Annotated in this window: 14 protein-coding genes; 7 read left to right on the top strand and 7 right to left on the bottom strand. The window is 70.8% G+C overall.

What is annotated here, in order from left to right:
• Positions 1-227, bottom strand: a 227-nt coding sequence (locus tag ACFHVL_RS17205) for a glycogen/starch synthase (protein ID WP_416629017.1), incomplete at its 3' end; no start/stop codon positions are given.
• A gap of 97 nt (positions 228-324) precedes the next feature.
• Positions 325-2,256: an amylo-alpha-1,6-glucosidase gene (locus ACFHVL_RS17200; protein ID WP_416629015.1), complete on the bottom strand. Its 1,932-nt coding sequence runs from the start codon at positions 2,254-2,256 to the stop codon at positions 325-327.
• A gap of 149 nt (positions 2,257-2,405) precedes the next feature.
• On the opposite strand from ACFHVL_RS17200, the gene ACFHVL_RS17195 reads away from it, so the two are divergent.
• Entirely contained in the window at positions 2,406-5,090 is a 2,685-nt protein-coding gene (locus ACFHVL_RS17195; protein WP_416629014.1) for an MGH1-like glycoside hydrolase domain-containing protein, read from the top strand.
• 40 nt (positions 5,091-5,130) lie between these two features.
• Here ACFHVL_RS17195 and ACFHVL_RS17190 read toward each other — a convergent pair whose 3' ends face one another.
• On the bottom strand, positions 5,131-6,369 hold the full coding sequence (locus ACFHVL_RS17190) for an FAD-dependent oxidoreductase (RefSeq protein WP_416629013.1): 1,239 nt from the start codon (positions 6,367-6,369) through the stop codon (positions 5,131-5,133).
• Between the two features lie 293 nt (positions 6,370-6,662).
• Here ACFHVL_RS17190 and ACFHVL_RS17185 point away from each other — a divergent pair, with 293 nt between their 5' ends.
• Positions 6,663-7,664 carry a DUF4394 domain-containing protein gene (locus tag ACFHVL_RS17185; protein WP_416629011.1) on the top strand — a complete coding sequence of 334 codons (1,002 nt, stop codon included), beginning with the start codon at positions 6,663-6,665 and terminating at the stop codon, positions 7,662-7,664.
• 301 nt (positions 7,665-7,965) lie between these two features.
• Here the strand turns inward: ACFHVL_RS17185 and ACFHVL_RS17180 are convergent, their stop codons facing one another.
• Positions 7,966-8,145, bottom strand: a complete 180-nt coding sequence (locus ACFHVL_RS17180; RefSeq protein WP_416629009.1) for a hypothetical protein — start codon at positions 8,143-8,145, stop codon at positions 7,966-7,968.
• A gap of 157 nt (positions 8,146-8,302) precedes the next feature.
• On the opposite strand from ACFHVL_RS17180, the gene ACFHVL_RS17175 reads away from it, so the two are divergent.
• The 3 genes from ACFHVL_RS17175 to ACFHVL_RS17165 are packed head-to-tail and all read left to right on the top strand — an operon-like array spanning position 8,303 to position 10,720.
• Entirely contained in the window at positions 8,303-8,848 is a 546-nt protein-coding gene (locus tag ACFHVL_RS17175; protein ID WP_416629007.1) for a thioredoxin family protein, read from the top strand.
• A gap of 57 nt (positions 8,849-8,905) precedes the next feature.
• Positions 8,906-9,715 carry a hypothetical protein gene (locus ACFHVL_RS17170; protein ID WP_416629006.1) on the top strand — a complete coding sequence of 270 codons (810 nt, stop codon included), beginning with the start codon at positions 8,906-8,908 and terminating at the stop codon, positions 9,713-9,715.
• A 24-nt stretch (positions 9,716-9,739) separates the two neighbouring features.
• A complete protein-coding gene (locus ACFHVL_RS17165; RefSeq protein WP_416629025.1) occupies positions 9,740-10,720 on the top strand; it encodes an FAD-dependent oxidoreductase in 981 nt (326 codons plus the stop codon).
• Between the two features lie 25 nt (positions 10,721-10,745).
• Here the strand turns inward: ACFHVL_RS17165 and ACFHVL_RS17160 are convergent, their stop codons facing one another.
• Both ACFHVL_RS17160 and ACFHVL_RS17155 read right to left on the bottom strand, forming a co-directional pair.
• Positions 10,746-11,072, bottom strand: coding sequence for a hypothetical protein (locus ACFHVL_RS17160; protein WP_416629004.1), 327 nt, complete (start codon positions 11,070-11,072; stop codon positions 10,746-10,748).
• 83 nt (positions 11,073-11,155) lie between these two features.
• Positions 11,156-11,578, bottom strand: a complete 423-nt coding sequence (locus ACFHVL_RS17155) for a hypothetical protein (RefSeq protein WP_416629003.1) — start codon at positions 11,576-11,578, stop codon at positions 11,156-11,158.
• 321 nt (positions 11,579-11,899) lie between these two features.
• Between ACFHVL_RS17155 and wrbA the strand changes: the two genes are divergently transcribed.
• Complete coding sequence (gene wrbA, locus ACFHVL_RS17150) at positions 11,900-12,520, top strand: NAD(P)H:quinone oxidoreductase (protein ID WP_416629001.1); 621 nt, start codon at positions 11,900-11,902, stop codon at positions 12,518-12,520.
• A 152-nt stretch (positions 12,521-12,672) separates the two neighbouring features.
• On the opposite strand, the gene ACFHVL_RS17145 is transcribed toward wrbA, so the two are convergent.
• Positions 12,673-14,760 (bottom strand): anthranilate synthase family protein, encoded by a 2,088-nt coding sequence (locus tag ACFHVL_RS17145; protein ID WP_416628999.1) that lies wholly within the window; start codon positions 14,758-14,760, stop codon positions 12,673-12,675.
• 202 nt (positions 14,761-14,962) lie between these two features.
• On the opposite strand from ACFHVL_RS17145, the gene ACFHVL_RS17140 reads away from it, so the two are divergent.
• Positions 14,963-16,378, top strand: coding sequence for an FGGY family carbohydrate kinase (locus ACFHVL_RS17140; protein ID WP_416628998.1), 1,416 nt, complete (start codon positions 14,963-14,965; stop codon positions 16,376-16,378).
• Positions 16,379-16,463: the final 85 nt, after the last annotated feature.

Below are 16,463 nucleotides of genomic sequence, written 5' to 3'. Positions count from 1 at the left end.
GTGACGACGGTGACCTCGTGGCCGGCGTTGGCCAGGGCGACGGAGAGGGCGTGCACGTGCCGGCCCAGTCCACCCACCACCACCGGCGGGTACTCCCAGGACAGCATCAACACCCGCTGTGACCGTGGTGCACGGATGTCGATCACGTCGGCGGTAGGTGACATCGACAGACCCCCCTCAATATCTTCAGGTGTGTTCGGTGCTGGGCGTGCGCGATCAGACACCATTTGCGGGTGCTGACGCGTCGTTGGGTTACCGACAATCCTGCCGGCATCGGGATAACCAGGGAAGACGTTCGCGTTGCGCTGATGTAACGGCAGCGGATCAGATTTGTCGGACCCGCAGTAGTTCGGCTACCGACCACGCCTGGAACGGGCAGCCGGTGGCGCCGTGCGGCGGATCCCCGTCAGCCGTTTCGCTGACCGACCCGAGCCCGTACTCGCTCAGGTGCGCGGTCGACCCGGCGAAGACGTCGGTGACGTCCAGCCCGGCCCGGCGGGCCGCCGACACGTACGGGCCGAGCAGCCACGGCCATACCGTCCCCTGGTGATAGGCGCCGTCCCGGCGGGCCGGCCCACCCCGGTGCTGGCCCAGGTAGCCGGCCGAGTCCGGAGCCAGACTACGCAACCCCAGCGGGGTCAGCAGCGCCGAGCCGATCGCCCGGATCGGTGCCGGATCCGGCTCCAACGGGGCGTACGGCAACGACCAGGCGAGCAGCTGGTTGGGGCGCAACGCGTCGTCGTCGGCATGGGGATCACCGCCCAGCGGATACTGCGCCGGGGCGTCCAGCACGTCGTAGAGCCAACCCGACGGGGCCGGATAGCGGGCCCGGAACGACCCGTACGCCTTCGGGTAGACCGTCGCCGCCGCCCCCGGATCCCCGTCCACCAGTTGCGCCAACTCGCTCACCGCCGCCAGCCCGTTGACCCACAGCGCGTTCACCTCGACCGGCTTGCCTTCCCGGGCGGTGATCGGCACCCCGTACACCCGGGCGTCCATCCAGGTCAGTGCCTCGCCGCTGGCGCCGCCGGTGAGCAGCCCGTCGGCGGAGTCGACCCGGATGCCGTAGCGGGTGCCCCGCAGATGGGCCGCGACCACCTCGCGCAGCGCCGGCAGCAGCTCGTCGGCCAGGTCGATGTCGCTGGTCGCGGTGACGTGCCGGTCCACCGCGTGCAGGAACCACAGGGTGCCGTCGACGGTGTTGTACTCCACGTGACCGGTGTCGGCGGTGTTCGCCAGCATCCCCTCCGACAGCGTGGCGGCGTAGCCGCGCAGCAGCTCACGGCCCTCGTCGGCGCGCCCGGTGGCCAGGAACAACCCCTCGTAGGAGGTCATCGTGTCCCGCGACCAGGTGCCGAACCACGGGTAGCCGGCCACCACGTCCGGGCCGACGCCGGTGCGCACCACGAACGCGTCGGCCGCCAACGCCAGGGTCGCGTCGACCGCGTCCGCCGGCTTCGCGGCGGCCACCACCGCCCGGTTGCGCACCCGGGCGGCCCCGACGATCGCCACCGCCGGCTCTGGACGCTGCTCCAGATGCTCCGCCCACGCCGTGACCTCGGCCACGTCACCGGGGGCGGCCAGAGTGGCGGTGAAGCTGCCCGCGTACCACAGGTCCTCCTCGGCCAGCAGCCCGCGCGCCGCCTCCTCACGGTGGTAGACCCCGTCCCACCAGTTTCCCGCCGGCACCCAGTCCGGGCCGTGCACCCGGAACGCGCCCTCGACGACCACCCCGCCGTCGACGTTCTCCATCCGAGGCGGCGGAGCGTCGGCGTGCCGTTCGCCGTGCGCGTCCCGCCAGGTGGTCACCGCGGACAGCGTCAGCGTCACCGGGCCGCCGCTGACCAGCCGGTGGGTCACCGCTACACACGGCGTGCCGTGCACCATCGCGACCTCACGTTCGATCACCACGTCGCCGATGCGCCACCGCCAGCGGGGCACCCCGTCGGCGAGGTCGAAGCGCTCCAGCAGCGTGTGACCGGGCGGGTCGACCACGCCCGATGACCACTCGTGCACCCCGAGCCGGACCTGCGCGCCCGACGGCAGGGTCACCGCCGGATCAAGGCTGACCAGCCCGACCCGCCGGGCCGCCGGAGTCGCCCCGGCGACCACCAGCAGACCGTGGTAGCGCCGGGTACGCAGGCCGTTGACCGTACCCATCGCGTAGCCGCCACGACCGTCGGTGACCAGCCACTCCCGGCTGGCGCCGGCGGTCAGGTCGCCGCAGACCTGCGGACCGAAGGTGATGTCGAGCAATGTTCCTCCAGGACTGGTGAACCGACGGGACAGGATCGGTGCGGGGCGAACCGGGTGGGGCGAGGTGGAGGCGATCGGGCCGGGCGGCCGGCGCTGGCGGGCCGGCAAGATGGTGGTCCGACAAGTGCCGGAAACACGTTCCAGGGAGAATGACCGCCATGGTCAACTCCAAGCGGACGTATCGTGATCCGGAGCGCACCCGGTTGGCGGAAGCCGACGCGGGCGAGCAGCCGTGGCGGGCATGGGGGCCCTACGTGTCAGAGCGGGCATGGGGCACGGTTCGGGAGGACTACAGCGAGCACGGTACGGCGTGGGACTACTTCCCACACGATCATGCCCGATCGCGGGCATACCGCTGGAACGAGGATGCCATGGCCGGTATCTGTGACGACCGGCAGACGTTCTGTTTCGGGCTGGCCCTGTGGAACGGTGAAGACCCGATCCTCAAGGAGCGGATGTTCGGCCTCGGCGGTGACGGCGGAAACCACGGCGAGGACGTCAAGGAGTACTGGTGGTACGAGGACTCCACCCCCACCCACTCCTGGATGCGTTGGCGTTACCACTATCCGCAGGCCGCCTTTCCCTACGATGACCTCGTCGCGGTCAACGGTATGCGCGGCCGCGACGAGACCGAGTATGAACTGGTCGACACCGGCGTCTTCGACAACGACCGGTACTGGGCGGTAACCGTCGACTACGCCAAGGCCGGGCCGACCGACATGTGCATCGAGATCACCGTGGCCAACCGCGGCGACACCGATGCTCGACTGCACGTGCTACCCAGCCTGTGGTTCCGCAACACCTGGAGCTGGGGGCTGCCCGGCCGCGACCAGATCCCGGTGCTCACCGGCGAGCGGGACCGCCTCGTCGGCCATCACTGGGTGCTGGGGCAGCTGGTGCTGCAGGGCGACGGCGACCCGACCCCGCTGCTGTGCGACAACGACAGCAACGCCGAGCGGCTCTGGGGGCAGGACTCGCGGACCCCGTACCCGAAGGACGGCATCAACGACCACGTCGTCAACGGCGAGGAGACCGTCAACCCCGAGCTCACCGGCACCAAAGGCGCGCTGTACTACGTGCTGGACGTGCCGGCCGGCGGCGAGGACCGGATCCGGCTGAGGATGACGCTGACCGCTCCGCCGCCGAACAACGATCGGCCGCCCCGGCTCAACCTCGGTGCCGGACACGCCGCCGTCCTCGCCGCTCGGCAGGCCGAGGCCGACCGCTTCTACGACACCGTCATCCCGGCCGCCGCCACCGACGACGAGCGGCTCGTTGCCCGCCGGGCCCTGGCCGGAGTGCTCTGGGGCAAGCAGTTCTACCACTTCGACGTCGCCCAGTGGCTCGCCGGTGACCCGTCGAGCGCGCCACCGCCGGAAGGCCGCACCCACGGGCGCAACGCCGCCTGGTGGCACATGAACAGCTTCGACGTGATCTCCATGCCGGACCCGTGGGAATACCCCTGGTACGCGGCCTGGGATCTGGCATTCCACTGCTCCACTTTGGCCCGGGTCGACGCGCAGTTCGCCAAGGACCAGCTGCTGTTGCTGCTGCGCGAGTGGTACATGCACCCCAATGGGCAGATCCCCGCGTACGAATGGGCGTTCGCCGACGTCAACCCGCCGGTGCACGCCTGGGCCGCGCTGCGGGTGTTCGAGATCGACGGTCGGCGCGACTTCGAGTTCCTCGCCCGGATCATGCACAAGCTGCTGCTCAACTTCACCTGGTGGGTCAACCGTAAGGACATCAACGGAAACAACGTCTTCGAGGGCGGTTTCCTCGGGCTGGACAACGTCGGACCGTTCGACCGTTCGGCGGCGCTGCCGGTGGCCGGCGTCCTGGAACAGTCCGACGGCACCGGGTGGATGGCGACGTACGCGCTGAACATGCTCGACATGGCGCTCACCCTGGCGGTGCACGACCACACGTACACCGACATCGCCACGAAGTTTCTGGAACATTTCGCTTACATCGCGGCCGCCGCGTACGACCAGGGACTGTGGGACGAGGAGGACTCGTTCTTCTACGACCAGCTGCGGTTGCCCGACGGTGACACGATGCCGCTGAAGGTCCGCTCGGTGGTCGGGCTCCTGCCGTTGGCGGCCACCACCACCCTGCATTCGGGCACCATCGCCCGGCTTCCCGAGCTGGGGGCGCGACTGCGCTGGTTCCTGACCAACAAACCGGAGTACGCCGACGTGATCGGCGCCCGCCGGCTGGCCGGCGACGGCCGCCAGCACCGGTTGCTGTCGATGGTCGGACCGGACCAGATCGTGCGGATCCTCGCGCCGATGCTCGACGAGGAGGAGTTCCTCTCCCCGTACGGGTTGCGGACACTGTCGCGCCAGCACCTCGACGAGCCGTTCACCATCTCCCTCGGCGGGCAGGACTTCACCGTCGGGTACGAGCCGGCCGAGTCGGCCAGCGGACTGTTCGGTGGCAACTCGAACTGGCGGGGTCCGATCTGGATGCCGACCAACTATCTGCTGATCTGCGCGTTGCGCGACTTCGCCACCTTCTTCGGCGACGACCTGCTGATCGAGTTCCCGACCCGTTCCGGCTCGAAGCGGACGCTCAACGCCATCGCCGACGACCTGTCGCACCGGTTGATCTCGCTGTTCCTGCGCGACGGGTACGGCCGGCGGCCGATCTACGGTGCCTGCGAGACGTTTCAGCAGCACCCCGACTGGCGGGACCTGATCGCCTTCCCGGAGTACTTCCACGGCGACAACGGTGCCGGCCTCGGTGCCTGGCACCAGACCGGTTGGACGGCGCTGGTCGCCGACCTGATCCTCACCGTGCGGGCCGACCGCCCCGAGCACCCGGACGGCTGACCGCGCGCTGGCTCGCCCGGTGCCAGGCCGGGTCGAGCCGTCAGGTCGGCGCGGGCGGCCGGCGGGCGAAGTCGGGTGCGTCCTCGGGACGCGGCCCGATGCCGATCAGATAGGCGGGTAGCAGCGATGCCTGCGGGAGCCGGCGCATCAGCGTCAGCACCGGAGCCGGCGGGCCGGCCCGCCGGCCATCGAGGATCGGCCGCACCAGGTTGCGGTGCAGGGCCTGCTGCATCGCCTGCACCACGACGGTGGGTAGCGCCCTACGGGCCTGGACGCCAGCCAACTCCGTCGTGGTGACTCGGCCCCGGCGCCGCAGTGGGTCGGCCAGCCGAGTCGCCGTGGCGACCGCGTCGGCGATGGCCAGGTTGATCCCGACCCCGCCGACCGGGCTCATCGCGTGCGCCGCGTCGCCGATGCAGAGCAGGCCGTCGAGCTGCCAGCGGCGCAGCCGGTTGACCCGGACGTCGAGATGCTTGACGTCGTCCATGGCCGACACCGAGTCGACCCGGTCGGCGAGCCAGGGGGCGATCGCGGCCACCTCGTGGCGGAACGCCTCGACGCCCCGGGCGCGCAACTGCGCGTCGGTGCCCTTGCGGGCGACGTACGCGATCTGCAGATGGCTTTCCCGGCCGATCACCACCATGAACGCGCCGCGACCGGCGGCCGGTGCCAGGCCGGTCAGGTCGTCGCTGTCGTGCCGGGGCAGCCGGAACCACCAGGCGTCGATCGGCACCGGCAGTTCACGCGGGTGCAGCCCGGCGGCCCGCCGCACCGTCGACCAGCGACCGTCGCAGCCGACCGTCAGCGCGGCCTGGATGTCACCGGTGCCGCCGTCGGCGCTGCGGTAACGCACCCCGGTGACCCGATCGCCGTCGCGCAGCAACCCGGTCACCTCGGTGCTCATCCGCAGATCGAACGTCGGCTCGGCGGCGGCCGCGTCCGTCAGCAGGTTGAGCAGGTCCCATTGCGGCACCATCGCTATATACGGGTGTGGGGTACGCAGCCGGCGCAGGTCGCCGACGACGATCCGCCCGCCGCCAGGCGTCGGGAAGGCGATCTGCTCGATCCGGCTCTGCGGCAGGGCGGCGAAGCGGGCGCCCAGGCCGAGCTCGTCGAGCAGCCGCATGGTGGACGGATGCACGGTGTCGCCACGGAAGTCACGCAGGAAGTCGGCGTGCTTCTCACAGACGACGACCCGCACTCCGGCCCGGGCCAGCAGCAGACCGAGCATCACCCCGGCGGGTCCGCCGCCAGCGATGACACAGTCGGTGTCGTCCATGGACACCCTTCCGTCGGTGTCGTCGACCAGGTGCTCTGGACCCGACGACAGCTGTCCATCGCATGGTCCCGCCTGCGGTGCGCGCGACGCAAGGGCGCGAAGGTGCGGCTGCGGCCATCTGGGACGGCTGGTGCCGGTAGCAGCTCAGGGTGCGGGGCGCGACCAGTGCTTCCCGATTCCTCCAATGGGCGAACTGGTGTTGTTCCAGTTACCTGGTGTCCTGCGAGATGTTGTCATCTTCCCAGGTCCGCAAGCCGGGCCTCCGTCACCACATCGGGAAGAAGAGGTATGACATGGCGAACAAGTTGCTCAACCGTGGCTTGGTGCTCGCGGGCCTCGCGGGCCTGGTCGGCGTGGCCGCGACCGTCACCACCACGCTCACGGCGGTGCCGGCCTTCTCCGACAGCGGAGTTGAGCCGCAGGTCGAGTCGTCGACCGGGCCTGACCGGTCCGGCTGCGCGGTGCAGCGAGGTGGGGCGGGCGGGGGTGCCAAGGACAGCGGTGGCAGGGACCACCACGGCCGGGACCACCACGGCAAGGGCGGGCTCATCTCGGTCGGGCTCACCGTCGACCAGAAACTGGTCATCTTCCATGTCGACGCACCAGGAAAGGCGCACGACATCGGCACGGTCGGCGGCGATCTGCAGGGTGACGACTACCTGCTCGGAATCGACTACCGGGTCCAGAACGGCGAACTGTACGGGGTCGGCAACGCCGGTGGCATCTACCTGCTGGACCTGTGCGCCGTCGCCGCGGAGAAGGTGAGCCAGCTGAGCGTCACCCTGCAGGGCAAGTACTACGGTGTCGACTTCAACCCGGCCGCCGACCGACTGCGGGTCATCAGTGACGCGGGCCAGAACCTGCGCCACGACGTCAACCCGGGCGGCTCCACCGTTGTCGACGGCACCCTCACCTACCCGCCGGCACCGGAAACCGCGACCGGACTGACCGGTGCCGCGTACACCAACAACGATCTCGACCCCGCGACGGCCACGACCCTGTTCGACCTCGACACCAACCTCGGCCAGATCGCGCTCCAGTCTCCGGCCAACTCCGGCCAGCTCGCCGGCACCGGCGCGCTCGGCGTCGAACCTCACCCGAACGCCGGCTTCGACATCTACAGCACGGTGCGGGACGGCCGCACGGTCGCCGTGCAGGGCTTCGCGGCCCTGGACGCCAACGGTCACAGCAGTCTTTACAAGATCAACATTCTGACCGGTGCGGCCGAAAAGGCCGGGGACTTTCCGAAGAAGTACCACGTCACCGACCTGGCCGTGCCACTGAACCAGCTCTGACCTGCCAACTGACCCAAGTGCAGCATCCCGGGTGGTCGCCAGTCGAGGCGACCACCCGGGATGCTGGCTGCCAGGCAGCCGCAGCGACGTGGCGGTACCGCCCCGCCCTCCGGGTGCCGACCAGGTACGCGGCGCGACGGCCTCGCGGAGTTCGCTTGGCGCCGCTGTGGCGTCGGCTTCGCCACCTACTGGCCCGACCCCGAGGGGTCCAAAATTCGACTATGTCCCGGCCGGAGGCGGGCCCGCTACCCGATGAAGATCGGTAGCAGGGTGAGCGAGTTGACCGCCCCATGGGCCAGGATCAGCGCCCAGATGTTGCGGTATGGCGCCCGCAGGTAGCCGAGGAACAGCCGAACCCGCCGTTGAACACCAGCACCACGGCGACCGTCTCGGCCAGCGGTCCGGAACCGATCCGCTGGGTGTGCATCGCCGCGAACAGCAGCGCGGTGGCGGTGCCGGCTGGACCCGCAGCACGGGCCACGCGCCACCGAGCAGCACCGCCGCCTTCAGCGGGCCGGACCAGACACTGTCAGCAACAGACTGGTGTCACGGCGCGGGGCTTCATGCCCCCTGAGTGGTGAAGCCAGCGGCATCCGTGCCGGCGGTTCGGACCCCGGTCCCGAGGGTAGGGTGGCGGCATGGCTGTCACCTCAGAGATGGTGCCGCTGGGCACCCCGGCCCCCGATTTCGCTCTCCCGGACCCCACCGGTCAGGTGATCCGCCGGGACGATTTCGCGGGTTCGCCGGCGCTGCTCGTCGCCTTCGTCTGTAACCACTGTCCCTACGTGCAGCACATCGAGGCGGCACTCGGCAAGGTGCTGGCCGGCTATCCGTCGTTGGCGGTGGTCGGTATCTGCACCAACGACGCCCAGGCGTACCCGGACGACTCGCCCGAGAAACTGGTCGAGCAGGCGCAGCGGGCCGGGTGGGACTTTCCCTACCTGGTCGACGCCAGCCAGCAGGTCGGGCGGGCCTACCATGCCGTCTGCACCCCGGACTTCTTCCTGTACGGCGCCGACCGCACCCTGGCCTACCGTGGGGCCTTCGACGACTCGACCCCCGGCAACGGCAAGCCGGTCACCGGCGAGGCCCTGCGCGGCGCGATCGAGGCGGTGCTCGCCGGCCGGCCGGTCCCCGAGCCGCAGCAGCCCAGCATGGGTTGCTCGATCAAGTGGCGGTCCTGATTCGATCGTCGCCGGGCGGTTGCCCCGAGGCCAGGACGGTGGACCGGTCGCGGTCGGGTGACGCTCACGGGTAAACCGCCGCCGACCGCCGCGCGTCAACCCGGCATGATTGCGCTGCGCGTACCGATGCTCGTCTGTCTCGCCGTCGTCCTGATGGCCGCCGGTTGCGTCCCAGCCGAGCGGTCCGGCCCGGTGGCGGCCGGGTCGCCGCCGGCCGGGCACGCCGGCGGTGCCGGCCCGCCGGCCGAATCCGGGTCGTCGCCGCGACAAGGTAGGGCACCCACCGCGGAACTGACCCGGGACGGCCGGGACGGCCGGGACGGCCGGGACGGTCCGCCCGGCCCCGCCCCGGACAGCTACCGGGTGCGGTACGGGTGGGCGGTCCCGGTGGAACCGGTACGGGTCGACCATGAGGTCCGGCCGCCGGTTGCGCCGCAGCCGCCGCTGCCGTACCTGATCGAGATCGACGCCGCCGATCATCCCTCGGCGAAGCCGGCGTTCGGTCGGATGACGTTCGCGTTCCGGTCGGGGTTTCCGTCCTACGAGGTCGGATACGTGCCGCAGATCGTCTTCGACGGCAGTGGCGAGCCGCTGGACCTGCCCGGGAACTGTCTTCTGCAGATCCGCTTCGTCTCCGCGCAGGCCCACGACGGACAGGGCCGGACGTCGGTGCGCCGCTCGCCGCGACCGGAGCTTCGGTTCGGGAACCTGCGTGGGTACGGCTTCGCCGGTGACTTCGAGGGTCGGGTCACCTACGGTGTCGGGGTCGAGGCCGCCGCCGGCGCCGACCAGGCGCTTCCGGTACGGATCATCGAACTGACCCGCGACGGACTGCACATCGTGGCGGTGGACGTCGCACACGGCTGAGAAGGAGACGGACGGTTGGTCGACGTGGTGGTCGTCGGGGCCGGGATGATCGGACTGTCCTGTGCGATCAGGCTGCAGCAACGGGGCCTGCGGACCGCGGTCGTCAGCGCGGACCCGCTGGAGCGGACAGTGTCGGCCCTCGCCGCCGCCGTCTGGTATCCGACCCGTACCGAGGCCGCGCCGAGAGTCCTCGACCAGGCCCGGCGCACCTTCGAGGAGTTCGCCGCGCAGGCCAACACCCCGGCGACCGGGGTGGTGATGCGGCCGACCCGGATGCTACTGCGCGCGCCGGTCGACGAACCACCCTGGTGGGCGGCGGCCGTGCCGGATCTGCGGTACTGCCCGGTCACCACGACCGGACCCGCCGGGGTGGTCGCCGAATGGCGGTGCATGGTGCCGACGGTGGAGATGCGGCCGTACCTGAGCTGGTTGCTCGACCGGTTCCGGACCGCCGGGGGAGTGCTGCACCAGCGGCGGCTCGCCGCGCTGTCCGAGGCCGCCGAGGTGGCCCCGGTCGTGGTGAACGCGACCGGGCTGGCCGCCGGCCGGCTGGCGGCCGATCCGGCGGTCCATCCGGTGCGCGGGCAGGTGGTCGTGGTGGCCAATCCCGGCGTCGCCACCTCGGTCAGGGACGAGGGCCATCCGGCCGGGGTGGCCTACGTCCATCCACGTCGGCGCGACGTGGTGCTCGGTGGCACATTCGATCCGCTCGTGGCCGCATCCGACGACAGTTCGTCTGACCTGGACGGTTTCCGACCCGATCCGGCGACGAGCCGGGCGATCCGGGCCCGCTGCGCCGAGCTGGTTCCGGAGGTGGCCGCCGCCCCGGTGCTCGGCCAGTACGTCGGTATTCGGCCGGCGCGCCACGGCGGAGCGCGGGTCGACGTCGATCCCGGCCCGCCGTCCGGCATCTCCCGTCTGGTGCACTGCTACGGGCATGGCGGTGCCGGGGTGACCCTCAGCTGGGGTTGCGCCGACGAGGTGGCGGCGCTGGTCACCCGGTGACCGAACCGGACCGGGTGGACCAGGTTCAGGCCGGCCCGCGACCATCGGTCGGCGGTGGTGGTAGCTGCCCGTCGTGGACGATCGCCTCGGCCACCCGGCCGAGTTCGTCCATGTCGGGCTGGAAGCCGGCGGCGACATCCGGATGCAGGGCGGACCTGGTCTCGTCGAGCAACCGCCGGCACACCTGCTCCACCGGTTCACCCGCGTAGTCGGCCCGCACCAGGTTGGTGGCCAACCGGACCGCCGAGGTCAGCTGCTGCTCGAGCGGATCATGCAGGTGGCGGGTCGCGGTCGGCAGACTGACGGGGTCCAGCTTCACCTGCGGCTGGAGTGGTACCTGCGGTTCGGACATCGGCGTCTTCCTCCCGACCATGGCGGTACCCCGGCGGCCATGGCCGGCAAACCCGGCCATGGCCGGACCGGTCGCGGCCGCGTTCAACCGAGCGAGACGACCTTCACCCGGTACGACGGCTCGTCGGCCGGTTCCTCCCGGTAGCTGATCTGCTGGATCTGCCGGTCGTCGACGAACAACGCGACGTCCACCAGCACACCGAGATGGGCGACGCTGCCCGGCGGCACCCGGTGCTTGTCCTGCAGGACGTCGCCGATACCGCCGAGGAAGTTCGTCGCGTCACCGAGGTGGTGCCGGTGGGGACGGCGGACCACGACCTCGAGCGCCACCGGCTCGGTCAGTGGCGTCCAACCGGTGCGTTGCGCGGCGTCGCACGCCGCGGTGAGCAGCATCCGCACCCGGAGGGCCTGGCGACTACCGGCGGTGAACATCGACAGCGCCTGGTTCTTCACCGGCGGCAGACCAGGAACATCGAACGCCAACGCGGGCGACTCGCGATCGCGCATCGCACACCTCCTCGTTCAGGGGCGGGGCAGCGTGTGTCGACGTCGCCGGCGACCGGGCTGTAACGAAATCTACCTACTCCGTGAACACGCCGCCCAGGGTCCGTTCGTGCACATTCCCGGATCCAGCGTTGTGAGCTGCCCGTCGGGCCGGCCGTCGCACGCCGATCCGCGCGGATGTCGATTCGTGCCGGCCATCGGTCGTACGGTGCCATCGGCCGAGTGCGTTGCTGGCCGAGTGCGTTGTCGCGTGGCGTTTGCCGCGACAACGAACGGGTAGCGGGGTACCAGGGCAGCTTCGAGCCGAACCATGAGGAGCAATCGATGGACGACGCGATCAAGGTGTCGGTTATCTACTACAGCGCCACCGGAACCACTTACCAGATGGCGCAGGTGGCGGTCGAGGCTGCGGAGAAGGCCGGCGCGCAGGTACGCCTGCGCAAGGTGCGGGAACTCGCCCCAGAGCAGGCGATCCGTTCCAACTCCGGCTGGCATGCCCACCGGATGGAGACCGAGGACGTGATGGAGGCCGAACTCGACGACCTAACCTGGTCCGACGCGGTCATCTTCGGCACCCCCACCCGGTACGGGGTGATGGCCGCGCAACTCAAACAGTTCATCGATGGCAGCGGGCCGCTGTGGTCCAAGGGCGCACTGGTCAACAAGGTGTTCTCCGGCTTCTGCTCGACCGCCACCGCGCACGGCGGCCAGGAAGCCACGCTGCTGTCGCTCTACACCGTCGTCTACCACTGGGGTGGAATCGTCGTCACTCCCGGATATGTGGAGCCGAGTCAGTTCATCGGCGGTAACCCCTACGGTGGGTCCCACACCAGCAACAACGGTGAGGTGCCGCCGGACGAGACCGCGTTGACCGCCACGACGTTGACCGCCCGGCGGGTGGTGGAGATCGCCACCGCGGTCAAGCGTGGACTGGCCAGTTCCTGAGCCTGACGACACCGACAGCACTCGGCCGCGGTGAGCCAGCCCTACGGTGGTGAACGGGGATCGGTGGTGAACGGGGATCGGCGGTCCGCAGACGGGCTCTCGACCCGCCCGGTACCGCCGATCCCGGTGGTGCTACCCCGGTCTGGCTGGTGCTACCCCGTCGGGCGCGATGCACTCCCGCCGTACCTGATAGTTCCTGCGCGGCCGCACTCGGCACTGCTCTGCCGGATCAACGTGCCGGCGGCACCCGGCGGCAGAATTGCGGTGAGCAACTCCCGGAGGATCTGCAGCCCGTCCTGGCTGAGCACCGATTCGGGATGGAACTGCACCCCGGCGAACCCGGGCCCGCGCAGGGCGTGCACCGCGCCGTCGGCGGCGTCCCGACACAGCTGCACGGGACCGTGCGCGGTGGACAGAAGATCGTCGGTGCCGTGGGCGGTGAAACTGGAGTAGAGGCCGACCCGGCGTGGCACGCCGAAGAAGTCGATCTCCCGCTGGAGTCCCTGGAAGGGCAGTTGTCGGCGGGACACCACCAGCCCCAGCCGATCGGCCAGCACCTGATGACCCAGGCAGATACCGAGCAGGGGTTGTCCACGCCGTAGCGCGTGATCGACCACGTCGCGCAGCGCCACCATCCGTGGATCCGTCAGATCGGACGGATCCCCCGGACCGGGACCGGCAACCAGCACGTCAGCGTCCGCCAGGTCGACCCTGGCGGTCTGCTCCCAGGCGACGATCCGTACCCGAAGGCCCAACGCGCGCAGCAGGTGGACGAGCATGCCGGTGAAGCTGTCCTCGGCGTCGACCACCACGATCCGCCGACCGGCCAGCGCGGGCTCTACCATCGCCCCGGGCGACCGCTGCCGCAGCCAGAACTCGGCCAGCCGGTCGTTGCGGGCGGCCAACGCGCGGGCCACCGTGGGGTGTTCCGGTCGGGTGACCGGGGCCGCCACCCCGGATTCGGGAGCCGGCACCGCGCCGGGCGCTCCGAACGCCCCCGACGCCCCCGACGCCCCCGACGACGCCGACCGCGAGCTCAGTCCGAGCGCGGCGAGGACGGCGGAGGCCTTGGCATGGGTCTCGGCGACCTCGCCGGCGGCCGTGGAGTGGCGGACGAGGGTCGCACCGACCGGCACCCGTACGTCGCCGTCGAGACCGATCTCGGCGGCCCGGATCAGGATCGGCGCGTCCAACGTCTGACCGCCGGCGTCGTCGTGGCCGAGCAGCGCGAGTACACCCGCGTAGTATCGCCGCCCGCCGACTTCGTGGCGGGCGATCACCCGGCAGGCGTTCTCGATGGGGCTGCCGGTCACGGTGGGTGCGAACATCGTCTGGCGCAGCACCTCGCGTACGTCGTGACAGTTGCGTCCGGCGAGCAGGTACTCGGTGTGGCTCAGCCGGGACATCCGTTTGAGGTACGGGCCGACGACCTGGCCGCCGTGCTCGGCCACCGTCGCCATCATCTTGAGCTCCTCGTCGAGCACCATGTACAGCTCGTCGACCTCCTTCGGATCGGCGAGGAACGACAGCACGCTGTCCAGGTCAGGGTCGCCGCCGTCCGGGTGCCGGAGCGTGCCGCTGATCGGATTCATCATCGCCAGGCCGTCACTGACACTGACGTGCCGCTCCGGTGTCGCCCCGACCAGCACCCGGGTGCCGGTGTAGATCAGGAAGGTCCAGTAGGCGCCACGCTCGTCGCGCAGCAACCGGCGGAGCGCGCTCAACCCGGCGGTCAGTGCCGCCGAACGCCCCTGTCCGTCGGCGGTCGCCGACGCACCGTCGGCCAGCCGCGCCCGGTAGGTGCGGTGCAGCACGAAGTTCGCACCGGCGCCGCCGCCGATCTCGTCACGCAGCACCGTGGCGACCAGCTCCGCGTACTCGTCGTCGGTGATGTCGAAACCGCCACGGGTGGTGACCACCGGGGCGGCCGGTAGGGCGGCCATCGCCGTGGCGACCGGCACCTGCTGGTACGCCGACACCCGGACGCACTCCAGCGGCGCGCCGTCGTCGATGCACGCGAAACCCCGTTCGGCGATCTGCCGGTACGGCACGACCGCCAGGGTCGCCGGCCGGGTCGCCGGGCCCGGTGGCAGCGGGATGTCCGCCAGCCGGTCCACCTGGTGTGCGGTACCGGCCAGCACCTCCACCAGGTCGGTGCCTTCCCTGCGCAGCAGCGCGAACGGGCCCGGATCGGTACCCGATCGGACATCGGCCAGCAGGTCGGACAAGTGTCTGGTCAACGCGACTCCCCTTGGTCAGGGGGCAGCCCGGCGAGGTCGCAGACGGTTGTGGTGACCCGACGGCCGCCTCGACGGGCGGCCAGATGGGTGCGTGCTAGACGCGGGGCAGGGCCGCCTGATCGGCGGGCCACCAGCGACGAGCGAACGCGAGCATGGCGACAGCGTACCGCTCGGGCCCGGTGGCTCGGTACCGTAACGGGCGATGAGCATCCTCGCCCTCGATCTCGGCACCTCGTCGGTGCGCGGCCTGATCCTCGACAACGCGGCCATGCCCCAACCGGGTGCCCTGGCCCGGCGGAAGGTCGCCCTGGCCGTCGACCGCGACGGTTCCGCCACCCTCGACCCCGCCGACTACCTGGCAGCCCTCATCGACTGTCTGGACGATCTCAACGCCGCCGGCCAACTCGACGGGGTCGAGCTGGTCGCCACCGCCGCGCAGTGGCACTCGGTGCTGCCGTTGGATGCCTCAGGCTCGCCGATCGGCCCGTTGATGACCTGGCTGGATACCCGACCGAGTGCCCTGCCTGGTGCCGCCCACCCGGGCGACGCCGACGACTTCCACCAACGCACCGGGGCATGGTGGCACCGCTTCTACTGGACGGTTCGGCTGCCGTGGCTGCGGCGGCATTGCGGCGGCCGGCCGGCCCGGTTCGTCGGGCTGCCCGAGTACGTGCTGGCCGGGCTGCTCGGCGCCGCGCCGATGTCGGTGTCCCAGGCCTCTGGAACGGGAATGCTCGACCTCGTCACCATGGACTGGGACGCGGAGGCCGCCGACCTCGCCGCGGCACGTCCCGGGGAGTTGCCGGAGCTCGCGGCGGCCGACTGGCACGGGCAGCTGCGGGCCGAGTTCGCCCACCGTTGGCCGGCGCTGGCCGGGGTGCCGTGGTCCCCGCCGATCGGTGACGGCGCCGCATCGAACGTCGGCTCCGGATGCCTCGATCCCACCCGGGTGGCGGTGACCGTCGGAACGTCGGCGGCGGTGCGGCTCGTCCAGGACGCGGCGGCCGGTGTTCCACTGCCGCCGCTGCCGGACCCCCTGTGGCGCTACCGCGTCGACCACACCCGGATCGTCACCGGCCGGGCCTACTCGGCCGGCGGCAACCTCTACAGCTGGGCCAACCGGGAGTTGCGGCTGCCGCAGGGTGCCGAGCTGGAGCAGGCGTTGGGCCTGATCGAGCCCGGCGAAGGGGTGCCGGCCGATCCCCGGTTCGGTGGTGACCGGCCGCCCGGCCGCGCGCCGGCCGGCGCGGGGGAGCTGCGCGGGCTCGGTTTCGGCACCACCGCCGTCGACATCTTCGCCGGACTGATGGAAGGCGTCTGCCGGCAGATCGCCGGTGATCTGGGCAAATTGGAGTCGATGGTGGAGGCTCCGGTGACCGAGGTGGTGCTCGGCGGGGGCGCACTCGCCGCTTCCGACTGGTGGCGTCGCGCGTTCGGCGTCGTTCTGGCGCCACGTCGGGTCCGCTACATGCCGGAGCCCGAGGTCGGAGCTGTCGGTGCTGCTCTGGTTGCTCTCGGTCGACGAGATGGGTCCGGGGTGGCCCGTGACATCGGCCAGACGGTTGATGGTGACTCGGCGAGTAAGCTACCCGCCAGTCAGCCACTGTATCCTTCGTGAGTCTTCCCGCAGGTCGCCGCGTTGACAGCAGAACCTGGCCTGGTTGGATGGACTCCGCTCCCCGGCTTCGCAAGCGCCGGGGAAA

Origin of the sequence: Micromonospora sp. LOL_023 (genome assembly GCF_048060115.1) — a bacterium.
Lineage (GTDB): Bacteria > Actinomycetota > Actinomycetes > Mycobacteriales > Micromonosporaceae > Micromonospora_E.
This window is presented reverse-complemented; position numbering and strand designations above follow the sequence as displayed.

Coding starts and splice junctions, on each gene's coding strand:
- ACFHVL_RS17195 (WP_416629014.1), top strand. CDS start 2,406: ATGACCGCCATGGTCAACTCCAAGCGGACGTATCGTGATCCGGAGCGC.
- ACFHVL_RS17190 (WP_416629013.1), bottom strand. CDS start 6,369: ATGGACGACACCGACTGTGTCATCGCTGGCGGCGGACCCGCCGGGGTG.
- ACFHVL_RS17185 (WP_416629011.1), top strand. CDS start 6,663: ATGGCGAACAAGTTGCTCAACCGTGGCTTGGTGCTCGCGGGCCTCGCG.
- ACFHVL_RS17175 (WP_416629007.1), top strand. CDS start 8,303: ATGGCTGTCACCTCAGAGATGGTGCCGCTGGGCACCCCGGCCCCCGAT.
- ACFHVL_RS17160 (WP_416629004.1), bottom strand. CDS start 11,072: ATGTCCGAACCGCAGGTACCACTCCAGCCGCAGGTGAAGCTGGACCCC.
- ACFHVL_RS17155 (WP_416629003.1), bottom strand. CDS start 11,578: ATGCGCGATCGCGAGTCGCCCGCGTTGGCGTTCGATGTTCCTGGTCTG.
- wrbA (WP_416629001.1), top strand. CDS start 11,900: ATGGACGACGCGATCAAGGTGTCGGTTATCTACTACAGCGCCACCGGA.
- ACFHVL_RS17140 (WP_416628998.1), top strand. CDS start 14,963: ATGAGCATCCTCGCCCTCGATCTCGGCACCTCGTCGGTGCGCGGCCTG.